This window comes from Litorivita sp. NS0012-18 (assembly GCF_040371945.1).
Taxonomy (GTDB): domain Bacteria; phylum Pseudomonadota; class Alphaproteobacteria; order Rhodobacterales; family Rhodobacteraceae; genus Litorivita.
Window position 1 is genome coordinate 774,402 of record NZ_BAABWS010000001.1, and the last position, 14,131, is coordinate 788,532.

11 protein-coding genes and 1 tRNA gene are annotated in these 14,131 nt (G+C 60.4%); 5 read left to right on the forward strand and 7 right to left on the reverse strand.

Translation table 11 applies throughout. The features are described 5' to 3' along the window. Window positions 1-3: 3 nt before the first annotated feature. The 3 genes from ABWV64_RS03690 to ABWV64_RS03700 all read right to left on the reverse strand — a co-directional run bounded on the left by ABWV64_RS03690 (window position 4) and on the right by ABWV64_RS03700 (window position 2,252). Window positions 4-1,068: an XRE family transcriptional regulator gene (locus tag ABWV64_RS03690; RefSeq protein ID WP_353342931.1), complete on the reverse strand. Its 1,065-nt coding sequence runs from the start codon at window positions 1,066-1,068 to the stop codon at window positions 4-6. A 416-nt stretch (window positions 1,069-1,484) separates the two neighbouring features. After that, window positions 1,485-1,570, reverse strand: a tRNA-Leu gene (locus ABWV64_RS03695). A 199-nt stretch (window positions 1,571-1,769) separates the two neighbouring features. Then, window positions 1,770-2,252, reverse strand: coding sequence for an Lrp/AsnC family transcriptional regulator (locus ABWV64_RS03700; RefSeq protein WP_502902608.1), 483 nt, complete (start codon window positions 2,250-2,252; stop codon window positions 1,770-1,772). Window positions 2,253-2,352: 100 nt separating this feature from the next. On the opposite strand from ABWV64_RS03700, the gene putA reads away from it, so the two are divergent. From putA to ABWV64_RS03715, 3 genes are all read left to right on the forward strand, one after another. Continuing rightward, on the forward strand, window positions 2,353-5,829 hold the full coding sequence (putA, locus tag ABWV64_RS03705; RefSeq protein ID WP_353342932.1) for a bifunctional proline dehydrogenase/L-glutamate gamma-semialdehyde dehydrogenase PutA: 3,477 nt from the start codon (window positions 2,353-2,355) through the stop codon (window positions 5,827-5,829). An 83-nt stretch (window positions 5,830-5,912) separates the two neighbouring features. Next, a complete protein-coding gene (locus tag ABWV64_RS03710; protein WP_353342933.1) occupies window positions 5,913-6,656 on the forward strand; it encodes a rhomboid family intramembrane serine protease in 744 nt (247 codons plus the stop codon). Then, window positions 6,653-7,027: a GFA family protein gene (locus ABWV64_RS03715; protein WP_353342934.1), complete on the forward strand. Its 375-nt coding sequence runs from the start codon at window positions 6,653-6,655 to the stop codon at window positions 7,025-7,027. Before ABWV64_RS03710 ends, ABWV64_RS03715 begins: the two co-directional genes overlap by 4 nt. A gap of 23 nt (window positions 7,028-7,050) precedes the next feature. Here the strand turns inward: ABWV64_RS03715 and ABWV64_RS03720 are convergent, their stop codons facing one another. After that, window positions 7,051-7,839: an inositol monophosphatase family protein gene (locus tag ABWV64_RS03720; RefSeq protein ID WP_353342935.1), complete on the reverse strand. Its 789-nt coding sequence runs from the start codon at window positions 7,837-7,839 to the stop codon at window positions 7,051-7,053. A 97-nt stretch (window positions 7,840-7,936) separates the two neighbouring features. Further along, the gene (locus tag ABWV64_RS03725; protein ID WP_353342936.1) at window positions 7,937-8,842 is read right to left on the reverse strand and encodes a LysR family transcriptional regulator; all 906 of its coding nucleotides are present in this window, start codon (window positions 8,840-8,842) and stop codon (window positions 7,937-7,939) included. 93 nt (window positions 8,843-8,935) lie between these two features. Here ABWV64_RS03725 and metF point away from each other — a divergent pair, with 93 nt between their 5' ends. Continuing rightward, window positions 8,936-9,820, forward strand: coding sequence for a methylenetetrahydrofolate reductase [NAD(P)H] (metF, locus tag ABWV64_RS03730; protein WP_353342937.1), 885 nt, complete (start codon window positions 8,936-8,938; stop codon window positions 9,818-9,820). Window positions 9,821-9,950: 130 nt separating this feature from the next. After that, complete coding sequence (locus ABWV64_RS03735) at window positions 9,951-10,463, forward strand: PaaI family thioesterase (RefSeq protein WP_353342938.1); 513 nt, start codon at window positions 9,951-9,953, stop codon at window positions 10,461-10,463. Here ABWV64_RS03735 and ABWV64_RS03740 read toward each other — a convergent pair. Together ABWV64_RS03740 and ABWV64_RS03745 are read right to left on the reverse strand one after the other, a co-directional pair. Continuing rightward, window positions 10,460-11,695, reverse strand: a complete 1,236-nt coding sequence (locus ABWV64_RS03740; RefSeq protein ID WP_502902609.1) for a T6SS phospholipase effector Tle1-like catalytic domain-containing protein — start codon at window positions 11,693-11,695, stop codon at window positions 10,460-10,462. The genes ABWV64_RS03735 and ABWV64_RS03740 overlap by 4 nt on opposite strands. Next, entirely contained in the window at window positions 11,673-13,970 is a 2,298-nt protein-coding gene (locus ABWV64_RS03745) for a xanthine dehydrogenase family protein molybdopterin-binding subunit (protein WP_353342939.1), read from the reverse strand. The genes ABWV64_RS03740 and ABWV64_RS03745 overlap by 23 nt, the downstream gene beginning before the upstream one ends. Between the last annotated feature and the right edge of the window lie 161 nt (window positions 13,971-14,131).

Sequence of the window (14,131 nt, forward strand, 5' to 3'; positions counted from 1 at the left end):
AACTTAATTCCATTTGTACCGTCGCTTGAGAAAATTCATTTTGGAGGGGTGTATTTGTTCCGCATGCTGCATTTGGCCGACAAGAATGCCAGGAGAAATTCCAAGCTTATACGCCAAAGCTATCAATGGTTTTGCCGAAATTTTTACTTTGGCAAGTAAGGGACGGTATTCCATTGGCACTAAGACGTCAGAGGCAAAACTGTTTGCCTCACTTTCAAACTCATCGCTGTCTACAAAGTTGCCTTCAAGGAACATCTTTGTTTCGCGATGAAGTACTAAGTGACCTATTTCATGAAATAGCGTGAACCAGAAATGATCATCCGACAAATGGCGAAAGCTAAGTTGTAAGATGGCTCTATTGTTCTCAACTATCCGAGTTGCTCCACTTGCACGACATCCTTTGGGGGCCCGAACAACAGCAAAACCCACACCACTCTCAGCAAGGATACTTTCTAGTTTTGGAAGAAAGTCACCTGGGTTCGCCCTGCGGCACAGTGCTTTTATCCCGTCGACATTTTCCAGCAAACTATCCGCATCAAATTCTGGAAGATCACGTATTGCCGCAATTTGCTCACCTTTACGCAACCATGCCAAAGTCGCAGCTGCATCATTTTCGAATGAAAAGGTCGTACGAAATGCCACTCCAGCGATGGTGCTTTCATACTTTTGCTGCCACTCTCGCAAGTTATCACATTCAAAAAAATCTAGACTATGTTCGATTTTTTCTTCGGCTGATCTAGTTGACGGCAACCATCCGAACCGAGCCATTTCTGCATATGGCAGCGAACGGACCCACTCTTTCTCATCAGGGAGGTCCGGAAGTCCGCGTTGCTCTTGAAAAATTTGATCGCGCCGCAACCAAAACTGTGCGCTTCCACCTAGGAATTCAGCCAATGCCGAAGCCATACCATGGTCAAAAGCGGCATCTTCCTTAACTATATCCAAAACACCTATGCCGACGTTGGAGACTAGCTGGTCCATCGTCTTTCCGCTCAGATCTAGCAAATCAACGATTGAAGATGCAGGGCTCGATTGCCAATCGGATACGAATTGTTGCGTACGACTCATTCTGCTCCCCTGACTTCAACTACCTTTAGTCGAACAACCTCTTGCCAGTCAATCTGACCTGAGCTCGACCTTACGACATTGGCTGGACCAGCTTCAGCTTTCAGGACAATCCTTGCTTTTAGAGCCGATGTTACCGTGCCCAGTTGATCGTCAAGTTGAAAAAGCCCCGAGAGTAATTTCAGTTCGCTACCATCATCAACGGCGTCAATATCAGCCAACCTATCGTGAAGAAATCGCGCACATTCACTACCCAGTTTTTTAACTGCGGAATTCCTGTTTTTGCAAATCCGTCTTACTTCTTTGGTACTAAAGGATAATTCCAACCGCACAAACCTCAATTTTTCTCCAAGGTTACTAAGAGCTCAATTCAATTGAAAGGGGTGAGCGCTCTCATAGGTTGATTTTCTTGAGGATTTTGGTGCGGGCGGGGGGACTCGAACCCCCACGGGCATACGCCCAACAGATTTTAAGTCTGGTGTGTCTACCATTCCACCACGCCCGCATTTGGCGTTTTCTTCAATTTTCTGCATTGGGCCTATATCGGGCTTCAAAACAGTCTCTCAGTCGCAACGCCTTGTTCCGTATGCGTTTAACCGCACAGAAGTAGGGATTTTAAGTCCGGTATGTCTACCATTCCATCACACCCGCACGCGACATTCCTATAGCCGCCCGCCGCTGGTGCGTCGAGGGGGGGCGGCGCTCTAAAGCTGGTCGCCCAGCGCGTTTTCCTTCACCGCCTCCATCGCCACATAGGTCGAGGTCGCGGCCACATGCGGCAGCGTCGAAATGCTCTCGGCTAGAACGCGGCGGTATTGCGCCATGTCTTGCGTGCGCACCTTGAGCAGATAATCGAAATTTCCGGCGATCAAATGTGCCTGTTCGATCTCGCCCACCTTAGCCACCGCCGTATTAAAGGCGGCCAAGGCCGCTTCGCGCGTATCGTTGAGCCGCACCTCGACAAAGGCCACATGATCAAAGCCCAGCCGGATCGGATTGACCGTCGCGCGATACCCCGTGATCACCCCCGCCTCTTCGAGCCGCCGCAGCCGTGCCTGGGTCGGGGATTTCGACAGGCCGATCCGCTTGGCCAGATCGGTGATCGATATCCGCCCGTCCGAGGCCAGAATCGCCAAGATCGACCGGTCAAAGCGATCCAGTTGGGAAAACTCGTTTTGCATCATCATACCCGAAAATTTCAGTCCGTTTCACTGCAGCATCGAAGAAATGCGGAAACTTAGCAATGGAATTTCGCGATACTATGGCTCAAATGACCGGAGCCACGTAATGCACTCATCCCCCTCCCGCCCCGCTATCGATCACAAGACCTATGACACCAGCCCCGCCCATCTGGCGCATCTGGTCCGCACCGCCGCATTGGGCGAAGACGCACGCCGCGCCATCGCCGCACAAGCGGCGTCACTGGTGCGCGATATTCGCCGCGATGCAAGTCCGGGATTGATGGAGGTCTTCTTGGCCGAATACGGCCTGTCGACAGAGGAAGGCATCGCCTTGATGTGTCTAGCCGAAGCGCTTCTGCGCGTGCCCGACAGCCCGACAATCGACGCGCTGATCGAAGACAAAATCGCGCCCTCCGATTGGGCGGGGCATTTGGGGCGCTCCACCTCGCCCTTGGTCAATGCCTCGACATGGGCCTTGATGCTGACGGGGCGGGTGCTCAATCCGGCCTCGGGCGGTCCGGTGGCGCATCTGCGCGGCGCGGTGCGCCGTTTGGGCGAGCCGGTCATTCGCGCCGCCGTCGGGCGCGCCATGCGCGAAATGGGGCGGCAATTTGTGCTCGGCGAGGATATCAGTGCCGCATTGCGCCGCGCCGCGGTGCAAGAGGAAAAGGGCTATCATTATTCCTATGACATGCTCGGCGAAGCCGCCCGCACGCAGCACGATGCAGACGGATATTTCGACGCCTATCTGACCGCCATACAATCGATCTCTCCGGCCTGCTGCGGCGATGATCCGCGTCGCAATCCTGGTATTTCCATCAAGCTTTCGGCGCTTCATCCACGCTATGAAGAGGCCCAGCAACCGGATGTTTTGGCGGAACTGACACCGCGGGTTGTGGCGCTTTGCGCGGCGGCCAAACAGGCGGGCATGGGCCTCAACATCGACGCCGAAGAAGCGGCGCGGCTGGCCCTGTCCATAGATGTGATCGACGCGGCTCTGGCCGATCCGGCGCTTGCCGATTGGGACGGTTTCGGCGTCGTGGTCCAAGCCTACGCCCCGCGCGCGGGCGCCGTCATCGACTGGCTCACCGCGCAGGCCAAAGCCCGCAACCGCCGCCTTATGGTGCGCCTCGTCAAAGGGGCCTATTGGGACAGCGAGATCAAGGAGGCCCAAGTCAAAGGCCTGCCCGATTTTCCGGTCTGGACCCGAAAATCCGAAACCGACGTCAGCTATATCGCCTGCGCGCGCAAGCTTCTGGAGGCGCGCGCGCATCTTTATCCGCAGTTTGCCACCCACAACGCCCATAGCGCCGCCGCGATCTTGCATCTCGCACGCGAGGTGGGCGCGCAAAACGACCAGTTCGAATTCCAGCGCCTGCATGGCATGGGCGCGGCCTTGCACGAATTGCTGCGCCAACAAAACGGCACCCGCTGCCGCATCTATGCCCCCGTCGGGGCGCACCGCGATCTTTTGGCCTATCTGGTGCGGCGCCTGCTTGAAAACGGCGCAAATTCAAGCTTCGTCAACCAGATCGTCGATGAAAATGTGCCGCCCGAAACCGTGGCCTCCGATCCCTTTGCCGAGCTTGAACAGCGCGGCGCCTCCCGTGCGAATGCGCTTCTACGGGGCACCGATTTGTTCGCCCCCGAACGCGCCAATGCACGAGGCTGGGATCTTGACGACCGTCAAACGCTTGCCGCGATTGACGCCGCCCGCGCGCCGTTCGCCGAGACCCTGTGGCAAGCGCGGCCGCGATTGTCCAATGCGCAAAGTGGCACCCGCGACAGCGTTACCACGTGCAACCCTGCCACCGGCGCGCCGGTCGGGCAGGTTGTTGCCGCCACCCCCGCCGATGTTGAGCGCGCCTTTGCCGCGGCGGCGCCATGGGACGCCCCCTTGGACGCACGCCGCGCCGCGATCACCCGCGCCGCGGACCTCTTTGAAGAAAACCACGGCGAGATTTTTGCCCTGCTGGCCCGCGAGGCGGGCAAAACCCTGCCCGACGGCGTGGCCGAGCTGCGCGAAGCGGTGGATTTCTTGAGGTATTACGCGGCCAATGCCTATGAGGCGACGGGACAGGCGCGGTTTTTTGCCTGCATCTCTCCGTGGAATTTCCCCTTGGCGATCTTCACGGGGCAAATCGCCGCCGCCTTGGCCATGGGCCAAGCCGTCATCGCCAAACCCGCAGGGCAAACCCCGTTGATTGCCGATCTGGCCGTGCGGTTGATGCATGATGCAGGCGTGCCGCAGACCGCCTTGCAATTGCTTCCAGGCGGGCCGGATGTCGGCGCGGCCATCACTGCATCGGCGCATCTTGGCGGCGTCGCCTTTACCGGCTCCACCGCCACCGCGCTCAAAATCCGCGCGTCCATGGCCGAAAACGGCCCTGCAGGTGCGCCGCTCATTGCCGAAACCGGCGGGCTCAACGCCATGCTCGTCGACAGCACCGCCCTGCCCGAACAGGCCGTGCAAGCGGTCGTCGAGAGCGCCTTCCAATCGGCGGGGCAGCGATGTTCGGCCCTGCGCTGTCTTTATGTGCAAGAGGACATCGCCGATGAGTTTACCAAAATGCTCATTGGCGCGATGGACCTGTTGCGCAGCGGCGATCCGTGGCAGATCAGCACCGACAGCGGTCCGGTCATCGACGACGACGCGGCGCGCAACATCCGCGATTATATCGACGCTGCGCGCAGCAAGGGGCGTGTGATCCACGAGGGGCCCCGCCCCGCCGCCCCTGATGGCCTCGCCGCGCCAAGGTTCATCGCGCCCACGCTCATCGGCGTTTCGGGCATCCTTGATCTGGAGCGCGAGGTCTTTGGCCCAGTCTTGCATATCGCGCGGTTCAAATCGCGCGATCTGCCCCGCGTGATCGCTGATGTGAATGCCACCGGCTATGGGCTGACCTTCGGGTTACACAGCCGGATCGACGACCGTGTCGAGACCATTGCCAGCCAAATCCATGCGGGCAACACCTATATCAACCGCAACCAGATCGGCGCCATTGTCGGCAGCCAACCCTTTGGCGGAGAAGGGCTTTCCGGCACCGGACCGAAAGCGGGCGGGCCGCATTACCTGCCCCGTTTTGCCCCCGTGCCATGCCCCGAGGCCTGCGCCGCGCCTTGGGAGCGTTCGATGCGCCGCCGCGATGTCGAGGCGGCGCTGCGTGCGGCCGACAAGACCTCATCGGCGCTGCCGCCCGCCCAAGTGTTACGCGGGCCAACCGGTGAATTGAACCGGCTGAGTTTCGCCGCGCGCCCGCCGATCCTCTGCCTTGGCCCCGGACCAGCCGCGGCCGAGGCGCAGGCCCGAATGATCACCGCATTGGGCGGGCGCGCCGCGCTCGCGCACGGCCGCGTTGACCCCGCTTGCCTGATGGACCTGCAGGACCTTGGCGGCGCGCTGTTTTGGGAGGATGGGCCAGCTGCAAGGGCCTACGCCCAAGCGCTCGCGGCCCGAAGCGGTCCGATTGTGCCCCTGATCACCGGATCTCCCGATGCTGCCCATGCGCTGCTGGAGCGCCACCTGTGCGTGGACACCACCGCCGCGGGCGGCAATGCTGCGCTTTTGTCGGCCATGTCATGACGCCGATCCGAGCCGCGCCAAACCCGCGCCAGCCCAGAGGTTAACCGCTTGACGGCGCAAGCAAATGCCCGCAGCCTAGACGCATGTTTCCGATCCGCGATCACAACCCGTCGGGGCGCGTGCCCTTTGTCACCTATGCGCTGATTGCGGCCAATGTCGCAATCTTTCTAAGCTATTGGGGCCTGTTTGCCGACCCGCGCGCCTTGAACGGATTTTTCGCCGCTTGGGCCGTGATCCCCGCGCAGATCAGCGATGGCGCGGGGTATCACACGCTGATCTCGTCGATGTTCTTGCATGGCGGAGTGATGCATCTTGCGGGCAATATGCTGTTCTTGTGGATTTTCGGCGACAATATCGAAGATGAGATGGGCCATATCCCCTATCTGCTCTTCTATCTGGCCAGCGGCGTGGGCGCAGGGCTTATTCAGGTGATCTCGGAGCCAAGCTCCATGGTGCCAACGGTCGGCGCCTCGGGCGCGATTGCAGGGGTGATGGGCGGATATATCTTGCTCTTCCCCAAGGCCAAAATCGACATCCTCTTGATCTTCATCGTCTTTTTTCGGGTTTTCACGGTTCCTGCGGTTCTGGTTCTGGGCCTGTGGTTCGCGATGCAACTTTTCTCAAGCTTCGGCTCCAACCCGCTTGAGGGCGGCGTCGCCTATTGGGCGCATTCGGGTGGTTTCTTGGTCGGCGTGCTGCTGACCTTGCCGCTGTTCCTGCGCCTCGGCGGGACGCGGTTTTGGAGCCGCCACCATGGTCACCCGCCCCATCCGGACGCGCAATATGAAATCAGCCGCACCCGCATTCCGCGCGTGAGGCGCAAATGACCAAGTCCGCGACCCACAAGCTGACCTGCCACTGCGGCGCAGTTGAATTGCGCGTGCGGCTCAGCGACGGGTTAAGCAGCGCGCGGCGCTGCGATTGCTCGTTTTGCCGCCGCCGCGGCGCCATCGCCGTTTCGGCGCCTTTGGACGGGATCGACGTGATCAAAGGGCAAGACGATTTGCGCCTTTATCAATTCGGAACCCAGACGGCGAAACACTATTTTTGCGCGCATTGCGGGATTTACACCCATCATCAACGGCGCTCGAACCCGAATGAATACGGGGTCAATGCCGGATGTCTGGAGGGCATGAACCCGCGCAATCTGGACCCTGTGCCATGGGTGGACGGGGTCCATCATCCCAGCGATCGTTAGTGGCAGCAAACAAGCGGCGCCGATCAGCCCTTGCGGATCACTTTTGCAAACTGGTCGAAGATCGGCTCGTTCGCGGCGATGACCTGACCATCCTCGATGATCGAACGGCCCGCATCGATAGGTTCGACAAAACCGCCTGCTTCCTTGACGATAATCAAACCTGCGGCGAGATCCCACGGCTTCAAGCGGCGCTCCCAAAACCCCTCGTAGCGGCCCGCCGCCACATAGGCGAGGTCCAGCGCGGCAGAGCCAAAGCGGCGCACGCCCGCCGTTGCGGGCAAGAGCCGCGCGAGGTCTTGCAAGGTTTCGGGCAAATCGGCACGGCCCGCAAAAGGCAGCCCTGTGGCGAAGATGCTTTCGATCATGCGCGAGCGGCCGGACACGCGCAAACGGCTTTCATTGAGCCACGCGCCCTCGCCTTTTTCGGCGCAGAACAATTCGTCCTTGGAAGGGTCATAAATCACGCCAGCGACAATTTTACCCTTGTGTTCCAAGGCGATAGAGACGGCGAAATGCGGCAGACCATGCAGGTAATTGGTGGTGCCATCAAGCGGGTCAACGATCCAGCGGCGGGTCGGATCGGAGCCTTGAACCTCGACGCCTTCTTCCTCGGCCAGCCAGCCATAGGTGGGGCGCGCGGTCATCAATTCGTCTTTGATGATCTTTTCGGCAGCGATATCGGCGCGGCTGACAAAATCGCCCGCGCCTTTGGTCGAGGTCTGCAGGTTCTCGACTTCGCGGAAGTCTTTTGCCAAGGAGCGGCCCGCCTTGCGGGCGGCTTTGATCATCACGTTGAGATTTGCGCTCTGCATGTCACTGGCTCCTTTGCGTCAGGGCGCGCGTATACGCCGAAGCGCAGCGCTTGCCAAGGCTTTGATTGGCCTTTGGGTTAAGGCGAAGCCATGCGCCTCAGGCCTGTTGCAGTTTTTGCGCCTCGATCCCTGCCAGACGGATCAGATCCACCATGAAGGGTTTGTCCAGATCATCGCTGCGCGTGGCCGCATAAAGCCGTTTGGTCACGCCATTTTCCGTGAGCGGGCGGGTGATATAATCAGAGGAATATTTCACCTCGCGCACCACCCAATCGGGCAAAACCGCAACCCCGCGGTTGGACGCGACCAAGAGCAAGATCACGGCCGTCAATTCCACCTGACGCACCGCGGCGGGTTCGACTTTGGCGGGGGTAAGCAATTCGGAGAATATATCAAGCCGCGCGCGATCCACCGGATAGGTGATCAAGGTCTGACCGCGAAAATCCTCGGCATCGATATAGGGTTTTTGCGCCAGCGGGTGTTGGGCCGAGGCGACAAAAACAGGCGCATAGTCAAACAGCGGGGTAAAGGTCACTCCGGGCAAATCCTCGGGATCGGACGAGATCACCACATCCACCTCTTCCTTTTGCAAGGCGGGCAGCGCGTCAAATGCCAATCCGGGGCGGATATCGACATCCACATCGCCCCAGCTTTTGCGAAACTGCTCAAGCACCGGAAACAGCCATTCAAAACAGGCGTGGCATTCAATTGCGATATGCAGCCGCCCCGCCGATCCGTCACGCAGGCCGGAAAACTCACCCTCCAGCGCCTCGATCTCGGGCAATATTTTCTCTGCCAGCCGGAGCAAACGCATTCCCGCCGCCGAAAGCTTCAAAGGTTTGGAGCGGCGCACGAAAAGTTCCACGCCCGCCTGATCTTCCAACCCCTTGATCTGGTGCGAGAGCGCGGACTGTGTTATGTGCAGCTGATCCGCCGCACGTGCCAGACCGCCCGCCTGATGAATGGCGCGGATTGTGCGCAGATGCCGGAATTCAATATGCACGCATGAGCCACTTTCATCTTCGTGTTGAGATTTATGAAATTGTTTCACAATCGCATCTATGCGACAAGGTGGAAAATCTATATCAGGTGCCACATGACACAGACCGCCCAGACCAAGACGCCGAACATCAGCTTCGAGTTCTTCCCGCCGCAAAACCTTGAGGCCTCGTTCCGGCTTTGGGATACGGTGCGCGCGCTTTCGCCGCTCGACCCGACCTTTGTGTCGGTGACTTACGGGGCGGGCGGCACGACGCGCGAATTGACCCATGATGCCGTGGCGACGATCCACAAAAACTACGGGCTGAACATGGCCGCGCATTTGACCTGCGTCTCGGCGACACGCGAAGAAACCCTTGCGATTGCAAACTCTTACGCCGAGGTTGGCGTGACCGAGATCGTCGCCTTGCGCGGCGATCCGCCCAAGGGCAGCGACGGGTTCGCCCCGCATCCGGGCGGGTTTAACAATTCCATCGAATTGATCGAAGCCTTGGCCGACACGGGCAAGTTCCGCCTGCGCGTTGGCGCCTATCCCGAAAAACACCCCGAAGCGCGCGACACCGCCGCCGATGTGGAATTTCTCAAACGCAAGATCGACGCAGGGGCCCATAGCGCCATCACGCAGTTTTTCTTCGAGGCCGACACCTTCTTTCGCTTCCGCGATGCCTGCGTCAAAGCGGGAATCGACGCGCCGATCATTCCGGGCATCTTGCCGATCGAAAACTGGAAAGGCACACGCAACTTTGCGCGCCGCTGTGGCACCTCGGTGCCGCAATGGCTCGACGATGCCTTTGAAAACGCGACCGCCCAAGGCCAAGAGGGCTTGCTCTCGACCGCGCAATGCACCGAATTGTGCTCTGATTTGTTGGAGGGCGGGGTCGAGGATCTGCATTTCTACACGCTCAACAAACCGGCCCTGACCCGCGATGTGTGCCACGCGCTTGGCGTGACGCCGAAAGCCTCGCTCGAAAACGTCGCGTAACAGCGGCGGCTGCGCCGCCTCATTGCCTTGCACCGCGCTGCCCTGCCCACCACTCTGGCGTGCAACAAAGGGGCGGCGCGATTTGCGTTTGGCCGGTTTGCGCGCGCCCCGCGCCATGAGGAGACACGCCATGACCGATGCGCCCTATATTGCCCCGAAAAACCGCAACTACGCGAAATCGCCCGCCGATCTGCCCGATCCAAGCCGCGCCTTGTCGCGTTCGGGGCTGGAATCGATGCAGGCGATGCTGCGCGGTGAAACCGTCGGCCCGCCCATTTCCGAAGGCATGAATTACACGATTGATACGGTCGAAGAGGGCCGCGTGGTGTTTCGCGGCGCACCTCTGTTTGCCCATACAAACCCGATGGGCACGGTGCATGGCGGATGGTATGGCACGCTTCTCGACAGCTGCATGGCCTGCGCCGTGATGACCATGGTGCCGAAAGGATCGGTCTATACCACATTGGAATATAAGATAAATATCACCCGCGCCATTCCCGTGGGGATGGAGGTTGTGGCGGTCGGGACCATCCAACATGCGGGCCGATCAACCGGCGTGGCCAATGGCGAAATTCGCGGTGCGAAGGACGGCAAGCTTTACGCCACCGGATCGACCACCTGTATCATCATGAAGGTCGGCTAACCGATCCGGCGCAGCAAGGCACCGATCCCATGGCCCAGAACCGAGCCGATTGCAGAGCCAAAACCACGAGCGCTGCGCGCGACATGTAGCCCCGTTTCCGCGCGGCCCGAAAACGGCAGGGCAAGCGGGGCCGCCTGCACGTTATTTGGCGGCTCGCGATGCGGCGTGTTTTGCACCGGCTCGGCGCGCTGCAGCAGGCCCAGCGACACATCGCGCCCCATTGCCGTTCCATGCAGCCGCTCGGAGGGGTCACGCCCGACGCGGCGGCGCCGCCTGAGCAAGAACAGCTTGCCCCATCCGCGCCATGTCCCCACCGAGGGCGCATCTGGATCGACCTTGAATCCGGCGCGCCAACCGCTCGGCAGCGCCAAACCGCAGGCCTCGGCGCGCTCCAACATCCAGACCAGCGCAATATTCGACAAGGGCCGCGCCTCGCTCCGCCCGCTGATCTGCCCGCCGACATCGCCATGACTTCCAGGAAACCAGACCTGTTCGATCCGGCCCGCGGCACATTTGCGGCTGTCCCATAGCTCTGGCTCAAAGGCCAATCGCGTCTCGTCCAGCGCCAGCGCGTGAAACCCGCGTTTGACCGAAGCGCCAAGTTCGTGGTTGTGAAAACTATGGGCGGATTCGGACCATTTCCACAGGATCGGCAACCGCAGGCCCAGCGCCTTGACCGTGTCCCAAACCCCGACCATCTCGATCGAACAAGCGCTATGACAAAAGGCCGCGCGAAAGGCCGCTGTGGCCTCTCCGCCGACCGCGCCTTGATAGTGGCGATAGGCTTCGCGGATGTTGCGCTCATGCGCCGCGTCCTTGCGCAACAGACCGACGGTGTCGATCACGCCCGCAAGGCTGCGCACCGCATAGGCGCCGCGCGAATAGCCAAACAAATAGATGGTATCGCCGTCCTGATACCGGCTGGCGAGCCAACCATAGGCGCGGCGGATTTGCCGGTTGATGCCCCGCCCCATCAATACATCAGGGGTCGAGCGCCAATCAGCCCATTGCACCCCTGCCTCGTAATAGACGCTGGCCCCTGTGGCGGACAAAAGCCGGTAGGTCAGCCCCGCATTGGTTTCGTGACCTTCATCGAGCGACGACATGGTGCCGTCCAAGATGACAACATGCGCCATAGGGGCGCGCCCCGCGCGGGCGGGCTGGGATTTCCCCCGCCGCCGCCCCGGCCAGAGCCGTGCGAATATCGCTTTATTGAGCTGTCGCCACCGCATCTTCCATCAACTTCCATACTCTAACCGGCGTGAAGGGCATATCCGCCCGCCGCACGCCGCGGCTCCATAGCGCATCGAGCACCGCATTGGCCGTGGCGGCCATGGACCCCACGGTCCCCGCCTCGCCGCAGCCCTTCATGCCCATGAGATTGGCCGTTGAAGGGACAGGCAGGGTTTCGAACCCATACATAGGCACATCATCTGCCCGCGGCATGGCGTAGTCCATGAACGTTGCCGTGAGCAATTGCCCGTCATCGTCATATCCCACATGTTCCATCAAGGCCTGCCCGATGCCTTGGGCCACGCCGCCGTGGACTTGACCTTCGGCCAGCATCGGATTGATAAGATTACCAAAATCATCAACGACGGTATAGGCTTTGACCGCCACTTGGCCGGTGTCGCCGTCCACCTCGACCTCGCAGATATGCGCGCCGTTGGGATAGGAGCGCCCTGGCAGGGTTGCGGTTTCTTCGTGCACAAGCAGATCCGTGCGCCCGTCATTGCGCGCCATCTCTGCGGCCTCCAGAAGGGTCGGCGTCATGTTCGATCCGGCGGCGCGGAAGCTCTCGGCGTCAAACTCGATTTGCGCCGCCTCGACGCTCATTTTGTCGGCAAGATAGGGCCGGAAGGCTTCGACCATTTTCTCGACGGTGGCCAAAGTGGCCGTGCTTTGCACCGTGACCGAGCGTGACCCGCCAGTGCCGCCGCCTTTGGCAATGCGGTCGCTGTCGCCTTGCACCACCTCGATCAGATCGGCGGGAATACCCGTTTGATCCGACAGGAACTGCGCATAGACCGTCTCGTGGCCTTGGCCGCCCGATTGCGTGCCGACATAGATGCTCACCGTGCCATCCTCGTTAAATTCCACTTTCGCGGTTTCAGAAGGATCGCCCAGAATGCTTTCGATATAATAACAAATGCCCAGACCGCGCAAATTGCCTCTATTTTCTGCGGCGGCGCGTCGGGCGGGGAAACCTGCCACATCCGCCTTGGCCTGCGCACGGTTGAGCAAACGCCCGAAGGCCCCGACGTCATAGGTTTCGCCCGTGACGGTGGTATAGGGAAAATCGCCCTCTTTGATGAAATTGATCCGGCGCAGTTCGAACGGATCGACCTTCAACTCGCGCGCGGCCATATCCATCACCCGTTCGAGCAGGTAAATCGCCTCTGGCCGCCCCGCCCCGCGATAGGCATCGACTTGGGTGGTGTTGGTGTAGAACCCTTGGGTGTTCATATAGAGCGTCTGGCAATCATAGGTGCCCATCACCACGCGGGCAAAAAGATGCGATTGGATCGCTTGGCCGAATTGTGAATTATAGGCCCCGAGATTGGCGCGGGTGTTGACGCGGTAGGCGGTGATGCGGTGGTTTTCGTCAAACCCCATCTCGACCGAATGGGACAAATCACGCCCCGCATTATCGGACAGCATCGCCTCGGTCCGGTCCGACATCCACCGCACCGGACGGCCCAGAACCATCGCCGCGTGGCTGATGGCGATATATTCGGGATAGCTCATGCCTTTCATCCCGAAACCGCCGCCCACATCGGGGTTGGTCACGCGGATAGTGTCGGCCTCCATATTGAGGATCTTGCCAAGATAGGCTTTGGCGCCCCAAACCCCCTGCCCGTTGACCGCCAGATGCAAACGCCCGTCCGCATACTCCGCATAGGCGCCGCGCGGCTCCATCGAATTGACGATGATGCGGTTGTCGTCCACCTCCATGCGCACCACATGGGCCGCTGCATTCAAAGCCGCCTCGGCCGCCTCCGCGTCGCCGATCTCCCAATCATAGGCGCGGTTGGTGGGGGCCTCGTCGTGGATCGCGACATCGGACGGCGCAAGCGCCAGAACCGCGGGCAAATCGTCGTAGTCCAGCTCGATCGCCTCGATCGCATCCATCGCCTGCGCGCGGCTGTCGGCGACAACCATCGCAATCGCCTCGCCAACAAAGCGCAGCTTGCCCTCGGCCAAGATCGGCCGTTTCGGGGCCGCCCCCATGCTGCCGTCGCGGTTCGGCATTGTGGTGCCATCAAGCCCGCGCGTGATCCCCGCATCGGCCAGATCTTGGCCGGTCAGCACCAGATGCACCCCCTCCATGTCGCGCGCGGCATCTGCGTCAATGGATTTGAGCACCGCATGCGCAACGCTGGAGCGCAAGAACATCGCGAAAAGCGCGCCCTGCGGCGCTATATCGTCCACATACCGGCCATGGCCGGTCAAAAGACGTAGATCCTCGCGCCGTTTGACCGGCTGGCTCTTGCCAAATTTCTCCATCGTTCCCGCTCCCCTTGTGGTGCCATTGCTGCGCGCTGCCCGCTCGGGCGCGCGATCCTGTTGTTTGTCAGGGTAGTGGCGCGGGCGCGCTTGTAAAGCCATGGCGCGCGCATCTGCCTTTGCGTTTTTACAACGGGGCGGGCAATACGCAACGCCTCGAT